Consider the following 16,023-nt stretch of genomic DNA (forward strand, 5'->3'; position numbering starts at 1 on the left):
GATGCTCACCCAGAGCCGTCTGAATCCGCAGCTCGACGCCGAGGGCAAGCTGCAGCACCTGCTGTCCACCGAGGGCCTGCCCCTGCCGGTGATCACCCAGATCCTGGACACCGCCGAGAGCTTCCTTGAGGTCTCGGACCGGGACGTGAAGAAGGTGCCCCTGCTGCGCGGCAAGAGCGTCTTCAACCTCTTCTTCGAGAACTCCACCCGCACCCGCACCACCTTCGAGATCGCCGCCAAACGCCTCTCGGCGGACGTCATCAACCTGGACGTGTCCCGCTCCTCCACGGCCAAGGGCGAGACCCTGCTCGACACCATCGACAACCTCTGCTCCATGCACGCCGACATGTTCGTGGTGCGCCACGCCACCTCCGGCGCCCCCTTCCTCATCGCCGAGCACTTGAAGCGCATCGGCCGGGACGACATCCACGTGGTGAACGCCGGCGACGGCCGCCATGCCCACCCCACCCAGGGGCTGCTGGACATGTACACCATCCGCCACTACAAGAAGGATTTCTCCAACCTGACGGTGGCCATCGTCGGCGACATCCTCCATTCCCGGGTCGCCCGCTCCGACCTGCATGCCCTGCGCACCCTGGGCTGCGGCGAAATCCGCGCCATCGCGCCGAAGACCCTGCTGCCCGGCTACCTGGAAAACCTGGGGGTGAAGGTCTTCCACGACATGAACGAAGGCCTCAAGGACTGCGACGTGGTGATCATGCTGCGCCTGCAGAACGAACGCATGAACGGGGCCCTGCTGCCCTCCGCCGGCGAGTATTTCAAGCGCTACGGCCTGACGCCGGAAAAGCTGGCTCTGGCCAAGCCCGACGCCATCGTCATGCACCCGGGCCCCATGAACCGGGGCGTGGAAATCGACTCGTCCGTGGCCGACGGGCCCCAGGCGGTGATCCTCAACCAGGTCACTTTCGGCATCGCCGTGCGCATGGCGGTGATGGGCATCCTCGCGGGGAACTGAACACCATGAACATCAGCATCAAGAACGGCCGCCTCATCGACCCCAAGAACGGCATCGATGCCCGGCAGGATCTCTTCATCGCCGACGGCCGCATCGCCGCCGTCGGCCAGGCCCCCGCCGGCTTCGTCCCGGAGCGGGAAATCGACGCCGCCGGCTACGTGGTCTGCCCCGGCCTGATCGACCTTTCCGCCCGCCTGCCGAGCCTGGAGACCGAGCTGGCCTGCGCCGCCGCCAACGGCATCACCACCGTGGTCTGCCCGCCGGACACCCGGCCGGTGCTGGACGAACCGAGCCTGGTGGAACGCCTGATCCAGCGCGCCGAAGCCCTGGGCCTGGCCCGGGTGCTGCCCCTGGGCGCCCTCACCAAGGGCCTGCAGGGCCAGACCCTGGCCAGCATGGCCGGCCTCGCCAGCGCCGGCTGCGTCGCCTTCACCCAGGCCAGCCAGCCCGTCACCGACCTGCAGTCCCTGTACCGGGCCATGCAGTACGCCGCCACCTACGACTTCGCCGTCTGGCTGCGGCCCCAGGATTACCAGCTGGCCAAGGACGGCGTCGCCCACGACGGCGAAATGGCCGCCCGCCTGGGCCTGGCCGGCATCCCCGTGGCCGCCGAGACGGTGGCCATCGCCACCCTGATCGAACTGGCCAAGAGCACCGGCGTGCGCCTGCACCTGATGCGCCTCTCCTCCGCCGCCGGCGTCGCCATGGTGCGCGAGGCCAAGGCCCGGGGCGTCGCCGTCAGCTGCGACGTGGCCGCCCACCACCTGCACCTGGCGGAAGAGGACATCGGCTACTTCAACGCCCAGGCCCGCTTCGACCCGCCCCTGCGCTCCGTGGCGGACCGGGCCGCCCTGCGCTTCGGCCTGGCCGAAGGCGTGATCCAGGCGGTCTGTTCCGACCACACGCCGATGGAGGCGGACGGCAAGCAGGTGCCCTTCGGCGAGGCGGAAGTGGGGGCCCGGGGCCTGGAACTGCTGCTGCCCCTGGTGCTGGCCTGGGCCCGGGAGGACGGACTGTCCCTGGGCACGGCCCTGGCCCGGGTCACCAGCGACGCCGCCGCCGTCATCGGCCGCAGCGACCTGGGCCACCTGGCCGTGGGTGCCGTGGCCGACGTCTGCGTCTTCGACGCCGAGACGGAATGGACCATCACTCCGGACGCCTTTACCAGCGTGGGCCGCAACAGCCCCCTGGCGGGACGCACCATGAGCGGCCGCATCCAGGCCGTGGTGGCTGGCGGCCGTCTGCTCTAGTCATTCTCCGGTAGGCGGGCGCCGCAACGGCCGCCCCGCCTGCCTCTCCGGGCAGGCCCCTGCCCGGCTCCCATTCCCGCTCTAGCAGCACTCCAGTTCGGCCCGCTGCAGCAACTGCAGCCCTTCCCCGTCGCCGAATTTCTCGAACAGTTCCTCGATGTAGTAGGTATTGGAACAGACCAGATAGAGCAGGTCCTCCGTCGGCTCGCCGCTGTAGTAGCCCGGCGGGATCTTGGCGACGAAGTATTCCCAGTACTTGTTGGTGCGCTCCGGCCCCTCGTAGTGGTGCAGCACCCGGGCCACCACCGCACAGGCGTTGTGCCAGCAGTCGATACCCTCGAAGGAAACGTAACGGTCCGCCGCGGCGGCTGCTTGTTCTGACATGGCCCATCCTCCCCTGATTGCAATGATTGACAGCCCATTCTGGGGAGCCCGGCGCGGGGCGGACAAGGGCCCCTGCACCAACGGCAGGCTTCTTGCATGAACGACATCATTCCTGCACGAACGACGGAAAGCCGACATGGAAAGCCTGGAATACCTGCTGCAGAAGATGGACCCCGGCGTGGTCATGCTGGACCGGGAGGGGCGCATCCGCCAGCTCAATCCCGCCGCCCGCCAGTTGCTGCAACGCTACCATCCGGCCCTGGAGGGCCGCGCCGTGGTGGACCTGCACCCGGAGCCGAGCCGACGCAAGATCGCCTGGCTGCTGCAGGAGGCCGCCGCGGGCGATACCCCGGTGCCGGTGACCATGACCATCAACACCCCCGACCGGCCCCTGCTGCTCAGCATCAGCCGCCTGGAAAGCAGCGACGGCGCTGGCGAAGCCGCCGCCGGCTTCTGCCTGCTTCTCTACGACTACCGGGGTCTCACCGCCCTGCCCCAGGCCGCGGCGGAAGAAGGGCGCCTGGCCAAGCTGCCGGTGCTTCTGCAGGGCGGCACCGCCCTGGTGGACCCGGCGGAGGTGGTGCACCTGCAGGCCGAAGGCCATTACGCCCGGCTGTACACCGCCCGGGAATCCTTCCTCTGCCACCTGAGCCTGGCCCAGCTGGAGCGGCGCCTGGACCCGGAACAGTTCCTGCGCATCCACCGCCGCCACCTCATCGCCGTGGCCCACGCCGCCCGCCTGGAGCGCCAGGAGGGACGGCCCTCGGTGGTGATGGCCACCTTTCCCGCCAGCCGTCTGCCCATCGGCCGCAGCCGGGCCGCGGCCGTGGCGGCCCGCCTCGGCTGGTAGCCGCCTGCCCTACAACAGGGAATCGGAGAAGGAAAAAGTCAGGCGTCGGGCAGCAGGCGCTGCACCGCGTCGGCCGGCGGCTCGGCCACTTCCACCACCTTGCGCCGGGAGGTCTGGCCGCTCTTCAGGCTGACGGCGCTCTTGGGCAGGCCGAGGCGGTCGGCGACGAAGGCCAGCAGGGCCCCGTTGGCCTTGCCGTCCACCGGCGGCGCCGCCAGGCGGATTTTCAGGGCGTCGCCGTGGAGGCCGCAGACCTCCGTCTTCTTCGCCCCGGGCTGGATGTGCAGGGTGAGGAGCAGGCGGCCGTCGCCGCCGCGCTGGTGGAACATCAGAAGAGCAGGGGCATGAGGGCGGCCTTGGCGTAGGCCAACAGCATCAGCAGCACCTGGGCCAGGACGATGGCCACCAGGGGCGACAGGTCCACGTTGGCGATGGGCGGCACGATGCGGCGCAGGGGCTTGAGCAGCGGGTCGGTGAGGGCGTGGATGGGGCCGGCCAGGGGCGTATGGGGATTGACCCAGGAAATCACCGCCTGCACCAGCATGAGGACGATGGCCGCCATCACCGCCATGTGCAGCAGTTCGAAGAAGCCCATGGCCAGGGCCGCCGTGACCAGGGCGCCGGCGCCGAGGGCAGCGCCACCCTTGACCGCCAGCATGGCCGCCTTGACCGCGGCCTGCAGCAGCCAGGCCGGCACCAGGCTGGCGAAGTCCAGGCCGAAGAGGCCGGGAATCGCCCGGCGCAGGGGCAGCACCACCCAGTTGGTAGTCTGCAGAACGAAGTGGCCCAGGGGGGTCTTGAAGGAAACCCGGCGCCACTGCATGACGAAGCGCAGCAGCAGCAGATAGCCGAAGAAACTGGCGACCACGTCGAGCAGGAAATTGAGGATGTCGAGCAGCATGGTGGGTATCCGTTCGGTTAGGGGCTATGGGAGCGTGGCTCAGTCGGCGCCGAGCTGCTGGCCCAGTTCCACGCCCCGGGCTTCGGCCGCCTTGACGCCGGCGATGATGCCGGCCTTGACCCCGGCCGTTTCCATCACCGCCAGGGCGGCGGCGGTGGTGCCGCCCTTGGAGGTGACCCGCTCCCGCAGCACGCTGGCCGGGTCCGGCGACTGGGCCGCCAGCTGGGCGGCGCCGAGCACGGTTTCGATGGCCAGGCGGCGGGCCTGCTCGTCGTCGAAGCCCAGGTCCTTGCCGGCCTGCTGCAGGGCCTCAATGAAGAGGAAGACGTAGGCCGGGCCGCTGCCGGAAACGGCGGTGACCGCATCCATCTGGGACTCGTCGGCGAACCACACGGCGCTGCCGACGGCCTCCAGCACGCGCTGGGCGGCGGCGCGGCCGGCGGCGTCCACTTCCGGCAGGGCGTAGAGGCCGGTGACGCCGGCGCCGATCAGGGCCGGGGTGTTGGGCATGGTGCGCACCAGGCGGCGGTGGCCGCCCAGCCAGCGGGAGAGGGAGGCCAGGTTGAGGCCGGCGGCGATGCTCACCACCAGCTGGTCCTTGAGATGGGGGCCGATGGGGGCGATGGCCTCCTTCATGCTCTGGGGCTTCACCGCCAGGACGATGACGTCGCAGTCCCAGGCCGCCGCCTCGGCGCCGGCGAAGGTGCGCACGCCGTAGGCCGCTTCCAGCTTGCTGCGGTTGTCGGCGTTGAGCTCCACCACGGCGATGTCGCCGGCGGCAAAGCCCTTGTTCACCAGGCCGCCGATAAGGGCATTGGCCATGTTGCCGCCGCCGAGGAAAGTGATCTTCATGGGGAAAGTCCTTCTAGGTCTTGGAGTAATCGCGGGCACCGAAAATGGCGGTGCCGACGCGGACAATGGTGGCGCCTTCGGCCACGGCGGCCTCCAGGTCGTGGGACATGCCCATGGACAGGGTGTCCAGGGCCAGGCCCTCGGCCCGCAGCTGTTCGTAGAACTGGCGCAGGCGGCGGCAGGGCTCGCGCTGGGCCGCTTCGTCTTCTGCCGGCGCCGGGATGGCCATCAGGCCGCGCAGGGTCAGCTTGGGCAGGGCCGCCACGGCCCGGCACAGCTCGGCCGCCTGGTCCAGGTCGCAACCGCTCTTGCTGGCTTCGCCGGAGATATTCACCTGGACGCACACCTGCAGCGGTGGCAGATCGGCCGGCCGCTGCTCGGAGAGGCGCTGGGCGATCTTCAGCCGGTCGATGCTGTGCACCCAGTCGAAGCGTTCGGCCACGGGCCGGGTCTTGTTGCTCTGCAGGGGGCCGATGAAATGCCATTCCAGATCGCTGTGCCCTGCGGCCCGCAGCTGGTCGATCTTGTCGCAGCCTTCCTGCACGTAGTTCTCGCCGAAGGCCCGCTGGCCGGCAGCGGCCGCCTCGACCACGCACTCCGCCGGCCAGGTCTTGGCCACGGCCAGCAGCGAGACCGCGGACGGATCCCGGCCGCAGGCGCGGGCAGCGGCGTCGATGCGGGCTTTGACAGCTTGCAGGTTGGCGAAAATAGGCGTCATAATCGGGCGCTAAAACATGGGCAATCGTGGCGCGAAAGTATAGCACCGCCGGGCCGGAGCGCCCGGCACCGGGCCGGCGCCGCCGCCCTGCTCCAGTGCGCGCCGGGCGCCCCGTTTAGCTCCCATTCACTCCCGTTTTCCGCCTCCAAGGACCGTTGATGGACATCACCGAACTGCTCGCCTTCGGCGTCAAGAACAAGGCCTCCGACCTGCACCTCTCCGCCGGCCTGCCGCCCATGATCCGGGTCCACGGCGACGTGCGCCGCATCAACCTGCCGGCCATGGAGCACAAGGACGTGCACGCCATGGTGTACGACATCATGAACGACGGCCAGCGTAAGACCTACGAAGAGAACCTGGAGTGCGACTTCTCCTTCGAAGTGCCCAACCTGGCCCGCTTCCGGGTCAATGCCTTCGTCCAGCACCGGGGCGCCGGCGCCGTCTTCCGGACCATTCCCTCCAAGGTGCTGAGCCTGGAGGACCTCAACGCGCCGAAGATCTTCAAGGAGATTTCGGAATTCCCCCGGGGCATCGTGCTGGTCACCGGCCCCACCGGCTCCGGTAAGTCCACCACCCTGGCGGCCATGGTGAACCACATCAACGAAAACGATTACGGCCACATCCTGACCGTGGAAGACCCCATCGAATTCGTGCACGAAGCCAAGAAGTGCCTCATCAACCAGCGGGAAGTGGGGCCCCACACCCTGTCCTTCAACAACGCCCTGCGCTCGGCCCTGCGGGAAGACCCGGACGTGATCCTGGTGGGCGAAATGCGCGACCTGGAAACCATCCGCCTGGCCATGACGGCGGCGGAAACGGGCCACCTGGTGTTCGGCACCCTGCACACCTCCTCCGCCGCCAAGACGGTGGACCGGATCATCGACGTCTTCCCCGCGGCGGAGAAGGAAATGATCCGGGCCATGCTCTCCGAATCCCTGCGCGCCGTCATTTCCCAGACCCTGCTGAAGACCAAGGACGGCAACGGCCGGGTGGCGGCCCACGAGATCATGATCGGCACCCCGGCCATCCGCAACCTGATCCGGGAAGCCAAGATCGCCCAGATGTATTCGGCCATCCAGACCGGCCAGCAGTTCGGCATGCAGACCCTGGACCAGAACCTCACCGACCTGGTGCGGCGCAACGTCATTTCGCCGGCGGAAGCCCGCACCAAGGCGGTCAACAAGGACATGTTCGGCGGCTAGGCGCCGGGGAAGAATTATGGAAAGAGATCAGGCACTCAAATTCATCCAGGACCTGCTGCGCCTCATGGTGCAGAAGAAGGGCTCGGACCTCTTCATCACCGCCGGCTTCCCCCCCGCCATCAAGGTGGACGGCAAGATGACCCCGGTCTCCAACCAGGCCCTGACGCCCCAGCACACGGCGGAACTGGCCCGCTCCATCATGAACGACCGGCAGGCGGCGGAATTCGAATCCACCAAGGAATGCAACTTCGCCATCTCCCCCGCCGGCATCGGCCGCTTCCGGGTCAATGCCTTCGTCCAGCAAGGCCGCATCGGCGTCATCTGCCGCACCATCAACACCACCATTCCCCGTTTCGAAGACCTGGGCCTGCCGCCGGTGCTGAAGGACGTGGCCATGACCAAGCGGGGCCTGGTGCTGTTCGTCGGCGGCACCGGCTCCGGCAAGTCCACCTCCCTGGCGGCCATGATCGGCTACCGCAACGAAAACTCCTACGGCCACATCATCACCATCGAGGACCCGGTGGAGTACGTGCACGAGCACAAGAACTGCATCGTCACCCAGCGCGAGGTAGGCGTCGATACGGATTCCTGGGAAATGGCCCTGAAGAACACCCTGCGCCAGGCGCCGGACGTGATCCTGATCGGCGAAATCCGCGACCGGGAGACCATGGAGCACGCCGTGGCCTTCGCCGAGACCGGCCACCTGGCCATGGGCACCCTGCACGCCAACTCCACCAACCAGGCCCTCGACCGGATCATCAACTTCTTCCCGGAAGAGCGGCGCCAGCAGCTGCTGATGGACCTCTCCCTCAACCTGCGCGGCATCGTCTCCCAGCGCCTCATCCCCCTCAAGGACGGCAAGGGCCGGGCGGCGGCCATCGAGGTCATGCTCAACTCGCCCCTGATCTCCGACCTGATCTTCAAGGGCGAGGTCACCGAAATCAAGGAGATCATGAAGAAGTCCCGGGAGCTGGGCATGCAGACCTTCGACCAGTCCCTCTTCGACCTCTACGAGGCCGGCCGCATCAGCTACGAGGACGCCCTGCGCAACGCCGACTCGGTGAACGACCTGCGCCTGCAGATCAAGCTGCACGGCAAGGAATCGAAGGACCGGGACCTGGCAGCCGGCATCGGCCACCTGGACATCGTCTGATACGGGCGCAGCCCCAAAGAAAAACGGCGGAAATTTCCGCCGTTTTTTTTATTGCCTGCGCCCACCGCGGCGGCGCAGCGCAAGGCTTACTCCCCGGACTCTTCCTCGCCCGGCTTCTTGCGCCGGTTGAAGCCGGCCACCATCTTGAACTGGTACAGGCGGCATTCCAGGGCCCCGTTGTAGAGGGGCGTCTTCTTGCCCGGCTTGAGGCCGACGCCCTTGGGCAGGGCCGGGTCGGCGGTGAGGAAGTAGCAGGTCCAGCCGGCGTACTTCTGCTTGAGGGCGGTGCCCAGCTGGGGATAGAAGGCCAGCAGGTTGTCCAGCTCCTCCAGCCGCTCGCCGTAGGGCGGGTTGCAGACCATGAGGCCGGCTTCGGGCGGCGGCGCCGTCTCCAGGATGTCGCCCACGGCCAGATCGACGGCCGGCAGCAGGCCGGCCCGGTCCAGGTTGGCCAGGGCCGAGCGGTAGGCGCTGGGGGACACGTCGCGGCCGAACAGGGTCGGCTTGCCGGCGGGCTTGCGCTCGCCCTGCACGGCGGCGTTCTTGAGGCGCTGCCACAGCTGGGCGTCGAAGCCCTTGAGGTTCTCGAAGGCGAAGCTGCGGCGGGCGCCGGGAGCGATGTTGCAGACCTGCTGGGCCGCCTCCAGGAGGAAGGTGCCGCTGCCGCACATGGGGTCCAGCAGCACGGTGCCCGGCTGCCAGCCGGCCAGACGCAGGATGCCGGCGGCCAGGTTCTCCTTCAGCGGCGCCTCCACCGTCTTCTGCCGGTAGCCCCGCTGGTAGAGGGGGGCGCCGGTGGTGTCCAGGTACAGGGTGCAGTCCTCGGCGGTGAGGAAGGCGTGGATGCGCACTTCCGGTTCCCGGGTATCCACGCTGGGGCGCTCGCCGCACTGGTCGCGAAAGACATCGCAGACCGCGTCCTTGATGCGCAGGGTGATGAACTCCAGGCTCTTCAGGGGCGACTTGATGGCGGTGACGTACACCCGGATGGTGCGGCTGACGTCGAAATGGCGGGGCCAGTCGATCTTGCTCGCCTGCTTGTAGATGTCCTCCTCCTTCAGGTACTTGCCGAAGGAGAGCTGCAGCATGAGCCGGGTGGCGATGCGGGAGTTGAGGTTGGTGCGGTACACCGTCTCCCAGGTGCCGCGGCAGGCGACGCCGCTGGCGACGATGCGGATGTCGCTGGCGCCGGCGGCGGTGAGGTCTTCCGCCAGCAGGGCTTCCAGACCCCGGGGACAGGTTGCGAAAAGTTTGAACATGGAAGCAGCTTTCAGAAGGGTTTGAGGACGACCAGGAAGACCACGACGAAGAGGATCAGCACCGGCAGTTCGTTGAACCAGCGGAACCAGACGTGGCTGCGCCGGTTGGTACCGGCGGCGAACTGCTTGAGCAGGGTGCCGCAGTAGGCGTGGTAGCCGATCAGCACCAGCACCAGGGTCAGCTTGGCGTGGAGCCAGCCGCCGGCAAAACCGTAGCCGAGCCACAGCCAGGTGCCGAAGACCAGGGCCAGCACGCCCAGGGGGGTCATGAAGCGGAACAGCTTGCGCGCCATGAGCAGCAGCCGCTCCCGCTCCGCCGTGCTGTCCGCAGGCACCATGGCCAGATTGACGAAGATGCGCGGCAGGTAGAAGAGGCCGGCGAACCAGCTGGCGACGAGAATGATGTGCAGGGCCTTGAGGATCAGCATGGGGTTTTCTCCGAGAGGGCGGCGGCAATGCCGTCATCCACGTGGGGGTAAAGCAGGTGGTAGCGCAGTTCTTCCTTCAGACGCCGGTTGGCCAGGCGCCGGGACTCGCTCATGAAGGACAGCTGCAGGGGCGACAGTACGGCAGCCGCCTCGGCCCGGCTCAGGCGCGGCGGGTGGGGCAGGCCGAAGGCATCCGCCACCCGGTCGAAATACTCGCCCATCTTCAGGCAGGAGTCGTCGCTGGCGTTGTAGCAACGGTTGGCCCGGCCCCGCACCAGGGCCGCCGCCGCCAGACCGGCCAGATCGGCGGCGTGGATATGGTTGGTGAACACGTCGTCGGCCTCCACCAGGGCCGGGGTGCCCGCCTGCAGCCGCGCCAGGGGCAGGCGGTCGGCGGCGTAGATGCCGGGGGCGCGCAGGATGCTGACCCGCACCCCGTTGTCGCGGCCCCAGCGGCGCAGGGCCTGTTCGGCGTCCAGGCGCCGCTGGCCCCGGGGGCTGCGGGGGCGCGGCGGGGCGGTTTCGTCGGTGGCGGCCCCGGCCCGGTCCCCATATACCCCTGTCGTACTGATATAGGTGAGGGCCTGTGGTAGACTTTTCCGTGACTTATTTCCGCCTGCCGCCTTGCCCAGAGCGGCCAGCAAGTGCCGCGTGCGGGTATCCCGCAGGCCCCGGTCGGGCGGAGGAGCCAGGTGCAGGACCTGATCGAACACGCCGGCCAGGCGCCCCAGGGTGGACGGCCGGTCCAGGTCGCCCGCCAGCGGCACGGCGCCGGCCTGCCGCCAGCGCTGGTGCTGGGCCGGGTCCCGCAACAGGGCGAAAACGCGATAGCGCCGGAGGAGTTGGGGCAGGGCGCGCCAGGCCACATCGCCGCAACCGACAATCAATAATCTTTGCACCGCGGCATTTTAGCCGGTTCGGTGCCTTTGGAAGTCGAAAAAGGGGAACCATGAGCTTTTCCGTCACCATCGAACCCGGCCAGCACCATTTCGCGGCCGAATCCGACGAGACCATTCTGGAAGCCGCCCTGCGCCAGGGCCTGACCATGCCCTACGGCTGCCGCGACGGCGCCTGCGGCGCCTGCAAGGGCAAGGTGCTGTGCGGCGAGGTGGACCACGGCAAGTCCCAGCCCCATGCCCTCACCGAGGCCGACAAGGCCGCCGGCCTGACCCTCTTCTGCTGCGCCAAGGCCAAGACCGACCTGACCCTGGAATGCCGGGAAGTGCGTTCCGCCAGCGACATCCCGGTGAAGACCCTGCCCTCCCGCGTCGAAAAGATGGAGAAGGTGGCCGCCGACGTCATGGTGCTGCACCTACGCCTGCCCGCCACCGAGCGCTTCCAGTTCCTCACCGGCCAGTACGTGGACATCCTGCTCAAGGACGGCAAGCGGCGCAGCTTCTCCCTGGCCAATGCGCCCCACGACGATGCCTTCCTGCAGCTGCACATCCGCCTGGTGCCCGGCGGCCTGTTCACCGAACACGTCTTCAACGGCATGAAGGAGCGGGACATCCTGCGCCTCAACGGTCCCCACGGCAGCTTCTTCCTGCGCGAGGATTCGGACAAGCCCATGATCCTGCTGGCCGGCGGCACCGGCTTCGCCCCCATCAAGGCCATCGTCGAGCACGCCCTGTATACCCAGAGCAAGCGGCCCATGGTCATCTACTGGGGCAACCGCAACAAGGCCGGCCTCTACATGGACGAGCTGCCCGCCCGCTGGGCCGCCGAACACAGCCACATCACCTATGTGCCGGTGCTTTCCGAGCCGGCCGCCACGGACGGCTGGAACGGCCGTACCGGCCTGGTGCACGAGGCCGTGATGCAGGACTTCCCGGACCTTTCCGGCCACCAGGTGTACGTCTGCGGCGCCCCGGTCATGGTGGAGGCGGCCAAGCGGGACTTCACCGGCCGCTGCGGCCTGCCCGAGGCCGAGTTCTTCGCCGATTCCTTCACTTTCTCATCCTGATTTCCAGCCCCAGGAGGCGTCATGCCCGCCGAGGTCTTCATCACCCGCCAGCCCCTGGTCAACCGCCAGAGCAAGATCATCGCCACCCGGCTGCGTCTTTCCTTCCCGGCCGGGGTGGATCCCATGCCGGCCGCCGCCGAAGGACTGGGCGCCCTGGCCGACGTCTGGCCCCAGGGGGAGAAGTCGGTCTTCGTCAGCAGCGGCGCGCCCCTCTCGCCGGAACTGCTGAACTGGGAAATCCCCGCCAACGCCACTTTGGAGGTCCATCCCTTCGCCCTCACCACCGGCGACGGCACCCTCCTGGGCGAGTTGAAGAACCGCAATCCTTCCCTCTGTCTGGATTTCGGCGAGGATGCCGGTGAAGCCCTGGCCAGCGGCCTGCACTTCCGCTTCATCGGTTTTGACGTGGATGCCTATACCCCGGCCCAGATGGCCGCCCTGGTGGCCAAGACCCAGCAGGTGGGCATTCCCGTCGCCTTCAACGCCGACACGCCCCAGGAATTCCAGGCCTGCATGGATGCGGGCGTCTCCGCCGCCGCCGGCTGGTTCTTCAAGAACCTGACGGCGCCGGCCGGCAAGACCCTCAACCCCAGCCATGCCCACATCGTGCGGGTGCTCAACCTGGTGCGCAACAACGAGGACACGGGTAAGATCGAAGCGGCCCTGAAGCAGGACGTGGCCCTCTCCTACAAGCTGCTGCGCTACATCAACTCGGTGGGCTTCGGCCTCTCCTGCGAGATCCAGTCCTTCAAGCACGCCGTCACCATCCTCGGCTACGAGAAGCTCAACAAGTGGCTCTCCCTGCTGCTGGTGACCGCCTCCAAGGACCCCATGGCCCCGGCCCTGATGCACACCGCCCTGACCCGGGCCCGCCTCATGGAGGCCCTGGGCCACGGCGTGGTGGACAAGTCCGAGTACGACAACCTGTTCATCACCGGCGCCTTCTCCCTGCTCGACCACATGCTCGGCGTGCCCATGGAACAGGTGCTGGAAGCCATGCACCTGCCCGAGCCCATCAGCGAGGCCCTGCTCGGCCGCGGCGGCCTCTACGGCCCCTTCCTCGACATCGCCCTGGCCTGCGAGGACGGCGACGGCACCCGCCTGATCCAGCAGGCCGGCCTGCTGGGTCTCTCCGCCGCCCAGATCAACAAGGCCCAGCTGGAAGCCCTGAGCTTCGCCGACAAGATGGAATAAGGGCTTGCCGGCCTAGGCCGGCAAGCCCTGCGTCATCCGTCCCCATTTCCCTCCCCGACTCAGGCGGCGCCGACCTCCGCCTCGTCCGGCTGCCGCCGGCAATAGGCCAGACAATCCGCCTCCGCCAGGGGTGGGCTGTAGTAATAGCCCTGGAAGACATGGCAGCCCAGATTGGCCAGGGCCTGCTTCTGCGCCGCCGTTTCGACGAATTCGGCGACGATGGCGATGTCCCGCGCCTGGCCCAGGGCCGCGATGGCCCGGATGATGTCGCCATTGGTGGCGCTGTGCAGCACATCCCGGGTCAGGGAACCGTCGATCTTGATGACGTCGATGGCGAAGCGCCGCAGGTGCAGCAGGGAAGTGTGGCCCATGCCGAAGTCGTCCATGGCCAGCTTGAAGCCCATCCGCCCCAGGGCCTGGATGTTGCTGTCGATCACCGGGTCGTCGGGCATGACCTGGGATTCGGTGATTTCGATTTCAATCTCCGCCGGCTGCACCGGCGTCTCGGCCATGAGGCGGGCGATGCGCTCCGCGAAATCGCCGTGGGCCAGCTGCAGGGGCGACACATTGATGGCCAGGCTCAAGCCGGCAAAGCCGCTCTGGTTGAGACGCGCCTTGAAGGCCAGGGCATGGCGGAAGACCCACAGGCCCAGTTCGTTGATCAGCCGCCCCTCCTCCGCCAGGATCACCGCCATGGCCGGGGAGACGGAGGGGTGGGGCGCCTGGGGCCAGCGTACCAGGGCCTCGAAGCCGAGCAGCCGGTCCCGGCAGTCGTGCTTGGGCTGATAGTGCAGCAACAGCCGGCCATGGCGCACATCCTCCCGCAGCAGGCCCAGCACCCGCCGGCTGATGCTGCCCACTTCGTCCAGGCGCCGGATGGTGGATGTCTTGCTCGGCCGGTTGCCCAGCACCACTTCCGCCGCCCGTCGGAAGAGCCGGTCTTCCCGCGCCAGGCGCCGGGCCTCCGCCCGCCGCACGAAGGGCCAGTAAATGCCGATGCTGAGCAGCAACCCCAGCGCCTGCAGCAATACGCCCTTGATGGAACCGGTCAGCAGCCAGCCGGAGAGGAAGGGCGGAGTGGTCCACGGAATGCTGACCGGCAGCAGCTGCAGCCAGCCGGAGCTGACGGCGGCCACGGCCAGCAGGGCCAGCAGCACCGGCGTCAGGACGAAGGGCAGCAGGTAGAGGGGTGATAGCACCACGGGCAGGCCGAACAGCACCATTTCATTGATGTTGAACATGGCCGGCAGGGTCGCCACCCGGGCCACCTTGAGCAGGGAGCCGCTGCGCGACTGCAGGTAGATGGCCACCAGCAGGCCCAGGGTGGCGCCCGACCCGCCCATCAGGACGAAGGCGTCGAAGAGGGAGCGATTCACCAGGTAGCCGCCGGGCAGGTTCGGCACGGCGACGAAGAGATCGAGGCCGAAGGTGTCCAGGATGTGGCCGCCGTGGATGCCGACGAACCAGAACAGCTGGTTCACCAGGGTGACGAAGGTGATGGCCAGATAGTGGCCATGGGCGCTCTCCCTGGCGCCTGCAGCGACACCATCGAAGAGGGCCTGGGGTGTGGGCAGGGCGGCCAGGAAGCTGGCCACGGCCAGCACGATCAGGCCGGACACGGCGGTCGGCACGCTCAGGCGCAGGGCGTTGTGCACCGCCAGGTCCGCATCCCGGGTGGCGCTGATGAGGGTCAGCCAGGAGCGGCGGGCGGCCCAGCGCATGAACTCGGCGGAGAAGAGGCCGACGCCGATGCCCACCAGCATCAGGTCGTAGCCGAGGCCGCCGTGGTGCTGGAAGATGGCCAGGGTGGCGAGCATGAAATTGATCAGGCTCGACAGGCCCACCGCCATGATCGACGGCCCGTCGTCCAACGGCTGGCCGACAGGCAGACGCTGGCGCAGGTGGATGGCCACCACGACCGCCAGGGAGAGGCCGAAGACGCCGTGTGTACCGCCGATGATGAGGTCGAGGATGCCGGAGAAGGCCTGGCCGCTGCCACCCAGCAGGAATTGCTGGAAGGCGGGCAGGGGAAAGTTGCGCGCCAGCACCGCCAGCACCCCGAACAGGGTCAGGGGAATCAGGGAGACGAAGGCGTCCCTGATCGAATAGATCCAGATTCTCGCGCGGCGCGACAGCTGCGATGTCATTCGGCCCCCGGGTGCCCGTTATTGGTACTGCTCGGTTCTTGTGTAGTCGGCCTCGGGCAATGCGGGAGGCTACATACAGGCGATGCCGCCAGCCCCTGCTGGTTGTGTTGGAATGGGGCCGCGGCCGGCGACAGACGGGGCCCATGGTTGCCGTGGCCCGGTCAAGCGCAGGCGTCATTATTACAAAGTCGTACCCTTTGTACATTGATGTCGTCATCGCGATGGCGGGCGGACAAAAGAAAAGGGCGCCGGATCGCAGGATCGGGCGCCCTCGTGCAACGGGTCATTCGTGGCTGCCCCGGGGCAGCGCAGCGCTTACTTCTTGGCGGGTTCGGCAGGCTTCGCTTCGGGCTTGGCGGCCTCGGCCTTTTCAGCCTTCTCGCCGGCCTGCTCGGCCTTCTTCTCCACCTTCTTGTGGCCGTGCTTCACGGCCGGCTTGGCCTCGGCCTTCGCTTCCGCCTTCACTTCGGCCTTCGGTGCTTCCACCGCGGCCTTGGCCGGTGCGGCAGCAGGCGCCGCAGGAGTGGCGGGGGTGGCCGGCGTGGCGGGAGCCTGGGCGAAAGCGGTACCGAAAGCAGCGAAGAGGGCAACAGCGATGAGGTTCTTGGTCATTTCTCTATCTCCTGAAATTTGGCTTGTCCTTCCGGTCGCGAAACCATTTCGCTCCCTTGAGGGCAATAACGCCAACCACCAACTTCCGGTTTGCAGGTGAACGGTAACTCCCCGTAACGCCGTGTAACGCGGCC

Annotated in this window: 17 protein-coding genes; 7 read left to right on the forward strand and 10 right to left on the reverse strand. The window is 67.9% G+C overall.

Annotation, left to right across the window (positions count from 1 at the left end):
* Position 1 precedes the first annotated feature (1 nt).
* Entirely contained in the window at positions 2–976 is a 975-nt protein-coding gene (locus tag OEL49_RS14775) for an aspartate carbamoyltransferase catalytic subunit (protein ID WP_130459938.1), read from the forward strand.
* Positions 977–981: 5 nt separating this feature from the next.
* A complete protein-coding gene (locus OEL49_RS14780; protein ID WP_287875376.1) occupies positions 982–2,226 on the forward strand; it encodes a dihydroorotase in 1,245 nt (414 codons plus the stop codon).
* A gap of 81 nt (positions 2,227–2,307) precedes the next feature.
* Here the strand turns inward: OEL49_RS14780 and cowN are convergent, their stop codons facing one another.
* Complete coding sequence (gene cowN / locus OEL49_RS14785; protein WP_287875378.1) at positions 2,308–2,610, reverse strand: N(2)-fixation sustaining protein CowN; 303 nt, start codon at positions 2,608–2,610, stop codon at positions 2,308–2,310.
* A gap of 136 nt (positions 2,611–2,746) precedes the next feature.
* On the opposite strand from cowN, the gene OEL49_RS14790 reads away from it, so the two are divergent.
* Positions 2,747–3,460 carry a LytTR family transcriptional regulator DNA-binding domain-containing protein gene (locus OEL49_RS14790; protein ID WP_014235710.1) on the forward strand — a complete coding sequence of 238 codons (714 nt, stop codon included), beginning with the start codon at positions 2,747–2,749 and terminating at the stop codon, positions 3,458–3,460.
* Between the two features lie 38 nt (positions 3,461–3,498).
* Here OEL49_RS14790 and OEL49_RS14795 read toward each other — a convergent pair whose 3' ends face one another.
* The 4 genes from OEL49_RS14795 to OEL49_RS14810 are packed head-to-tail and all read right to left on the reverse strand — an operon-like array spanning position 3,499 to position 5,931.
* A complete protein-coding gene (locus tag OEL49_RS14795; RefSeq protein ID WP_287875380.1) occupies positions 3,499–3,789 on the reverse strand; it encodes a DUF167 domain-containing protein in 291 nt (96 codons plus the stop codon).
* The gene (locus OEL49_RS14800) at positions 3,789–4,361 is read right to left on the reverse strand and encodes a YggT family protein (protein ID WP_287875382.1); all 573 of its coding nucleotides are present in this window, start codon (positions 4,359–4,361) and stop codon (positions 3,789–3,791) included. The genes OEL49_RS14795 and OEL49_RS14800 overlap by 1 nt, the downstream gene beginning before the upstream one ends.
* 39 nt (positions 4,362–4,400) lie before the next feature.
* Positions 4,401–5,213, reverse strand: a complete 813-nt coding sequence (proC, locus tag OEL49_RS14805; RefSeq protein WP_014235713.1) for a pyrroline-5-carboxylate reductase — start codon at positions 5,211–5,213, stop codon at positions 4,401–4,403.
* A 13-nt stretch (positions 5,214–5,226) separates the two neighbouring features.
* Complete coding sequence (locus OEL49_RS14810) at positions 5,227–5,931, reverse strand: YggS family pyridoxal phosphate-dependent enzyme (RefSeq protein ID WP_287875385.1); 705 nt, start codon at positions 5,929–5,931, stop codon at positions 5,227–5,229.
* Positions 5,932–6,089: 158 nt separating this feature from the next.
* On the opposite strand from OEL49_RS14810, the gene OEL49_RS14815 reads away from it, so the two are divergent.
* Together OEL49_RS14815 and OEL49_RS14820 are read left to right on the forward strand one after the other, a co-directional pair.
* Positions 6,090–7,133 carry a type IV pilus twitching motility protein PilT gene (locus OEL49_RS14815; protein WP_014235715.1) on the forward strand — a complete coding sequence of 348 codons (1,044 nt, stop codon included), beginning with the start codon at positions 6,090–6,092 and terminating at the stop codon, positions 7,131–7,133.
* Between the two features lie 16 nt (positions 7,134–7,149).
* Positions 7,150–8,286: a PilT/PilU family type 4a pilus ATPase gene (locus OEL49_RS14820; RefSeq protein WP_014235716.1), complete on the forward strand. Its 1,137-nt coding sequence runs from the start codon at positions 7,150–7,152 to the stop codon at positions 8,284–8,286.
* A gap of 86 nt (positions 8,287–8,372) precedes the next feature.
* Here the strand turns inward: OEL49_RS14820 and OEL49_RS14825 are convergent, their stop codons facing one another.
* From OEL49_RS14825 to OEL49_RS14835, 3 genes are read right to left on the reverse strand one after another with little or no spacing between them, the layout of a single operon-like run.
* Entirely contained in the window at positions 8,373–9,545 is a 1,173-nt protein-coding gene (locus OEL49_RS14825) for a THUMP domain-containing class I SAM-dependent RNA methyltransferase (RefSeq protein WP_014235717.1), read from the reverse strand.
* An 11-nt stretch (positions 9,546–9,556) separates the two neighbouring features.
* Positions 9,557–9,973, reverse strand: a complete 417-nt coding sequence (locus OEL49_RS14830; protein WP_014235718.1) for a CopD family protein — start codon at positions 9,971–9,973, stop codon at positions 9,557–9,559.
* Positions 9,967–10,872, reverse strand: coding sequence for an NAD-dependent epimerase/dehydratase family protein (locus OEL49_RS14835; protein WP_287875388.1), 906 nt, complete (start codon positions 10,870–10,872; stop codon positions 9,967–9,969). The genes OEL49_RS14830 and OEL49_RS14835 overlap by 7 nt, the downstream gene beginning before the upstream one ends.
* Positions 10,873–10,922: 50 nt before the next feature.
* Between OEL49_RS14835 and OEL49_RS14840 the strand changes: the two genes are divergently transcribed.
* The gene (locus OEL49_RS14840; RefSeq protein ID WP_287875390.1) at positions 10,923–11,936 is read left to right on the forward strand and encodes a CDP-6-deoxy-delta-3,4-glucoseen reductase; all 1,014 of its coding nucleotides are present in this window, start codon (positions 10,923–10,925) and stop codon (positions 11,934–11,936) included.
* A gap of 21 nt (positions 11,937–11,957) precedes the next feature.
* Positions 11,958–13,130: an EAL and HDOD domain-containing protein gene (locus OEL49_RS14845; RefSeq protein WP_014235721.1), complete on the forward strand. Its 1,173-nt coding sequence runs from the start codon at positions 11,958–11,960 to the stop codon at positions 13,128–13,130.
* A 59-nt stretch (positions 13,131–13,189) separates the two neighbouring features.
* Here OEL49_RS14845 and OEL49_RS14850 read toward each other — a convergent pair whose 3' ends face one another.
* Entirely contained in the window at positions 13,190–15,277 is a 2,088-nt protein-coding gene (locus tag OEL49_RS14850) for an EAL domain-containing protein (RefSeq protein ID WP_287875392.1), read from the reverse strand.
* Positions 15,278–15,592: 315 nt separating this feature from the next.
* Entirely contained in the window at positions 15,593–15,889 is a 297-nt protein-coding gene (locus tag OEL49_RS14855) for a hypothetical protein (protein ID WP_014235723.1), read from the reverse strand.
* Between the last annotated feature and the right edge of the window lie 134 nt (positions 15,890–16,023).

Source organism: Azospira sp., assembly GCF_030247495.1.
In the GTDB taxonomy this organism is placed as follows: Bacteria; Pseudomonadota; Gammaproteobacteria; order Burkholderiales; family Rhodocyclaceae; genus Azospira; species Azospira oryzae.

What these genes read in the sequence shown, in the direction of transcription:
- OEL49_RS14775 (WP_130459938.1), top strand. Translation starts at nt 2, where the DNA reads ATGCTCACCCAGAGCCGTCTGAATCCGCAGCTCGACGCCGAGGGCAAG.
- OEL49_RS14780 (WP_287875376.1), top strand. Translation starts at nt 982, where the DNA reads ATGAACATCAGCATCAAGAACGGCCGCCTCATCGACCCCAAGAACGGC.
- cowN (WP_287875378.1), bottom strand. Translation starts at nt 2,610, where the DNA reads ATGTCAGAACAAGCAGCCGCCGCGGCGGACCGTTACGTTTCCTTCGAG.
- OEL49_RS14790 (WP_014235710.1), top strand. Translation starts at nt 2,747, where the DNA reads ATGGAAAGCCTGGAATACCTGCTGCAGAAGATGGACCCCGGCGTGGTC.
- OEL49_RS14795 (WP_287875380.1), bottom strand. Translation starts at nt 3,789, where the DNA reads ATGTTCCACCAGCGCGGCGGCGACGGCCGCCTGCTCCTCACCCTGCAC.
- OEL49_RS14800 (WP_287875382.1), bottom strand. Translation starts at nt 4,361, where the DNA reads ATGCTGCTCGACATCCTCAATTTCCTGCTCGACGTGGTCGCCAGTTTC.
- proC (WP_014235713.1), bottom strand. Translation starts at nt 5,213, where the DNA reads ATGAAGATCACTTTCCTCGGCGGCGGCAACATGGCCAATGCCCTTATC.
- OEL49_RS14810 (WP_287875385.1), bottom strand. Translation starts at nt 5,931, where the DNA reads ATGACGCCTATTTTCGCCAACCTGCAAGCTGTCAAAGCCCGCATCGAC.
- OEL49_RS14815 (WP_014235715.1), top strand. Translation starts at nt 6,090, where the DNA reads ATGGACATCACCGAACTGCTCGCCTTCGGCGTCAAGAACAAGGCCTCC.
- OEL49_RS14820 (WP_014235716.1), top strand. Translation starts at nt 7,150, where the DNA reads ATGGAAAGAGATCAGGCACTCAAATTCATCCAGGACCTGCTGCGCCTC.
- OEL49_RS14825 (WP_014235717.1), bottom strand. Translation starts at nt 9,545, where the DNA reads ATGTTCAAACTTTTCGCAACCTGTCCCCGGGGTCTGGAAGCCCTGCTG.
- OEL49_RS14830 (WP_014235718.1), bottom strand. Translation starts at nt 9,973, where the DNA reads ATGCTGATCCTCAAGGCCCTGCACATCATTCTCGTCGCCAGCTGGTTC.
- OEL49_RS14840 (WP_287875390.1), top strand. Translation starts at nt 10,923, where the DNA reads ATGAGCTTTTCCGTCACCATCGAACCCGGCCAGCACCATTTCGCGGCC.
- OEL49_RS14845 (WP_014235721.1), top strand. Translation starts at nt 11,958, where the DNA reads ATGCCCGCCGAGGTCTTCATCACCCGCCAGCCCCTGGTCAACCGCCAG.
- OEL49_RS14850 (WP_287875392.1), bottom strand. Translation starts at nt 15,277, where the DNA reads ATGACATCGCAGCTGTCGCGCCGCGCGAGAATCTGGATCTATTCGATC.
- OEL49_RS14855 (WP_014235723.1), bottom strand. Translation starts at nt 15,889, where the DNA reads ATGACCAAGAACCTCATCGCTGTTGCCCTCTTCGCTGCTTTCGGTACC.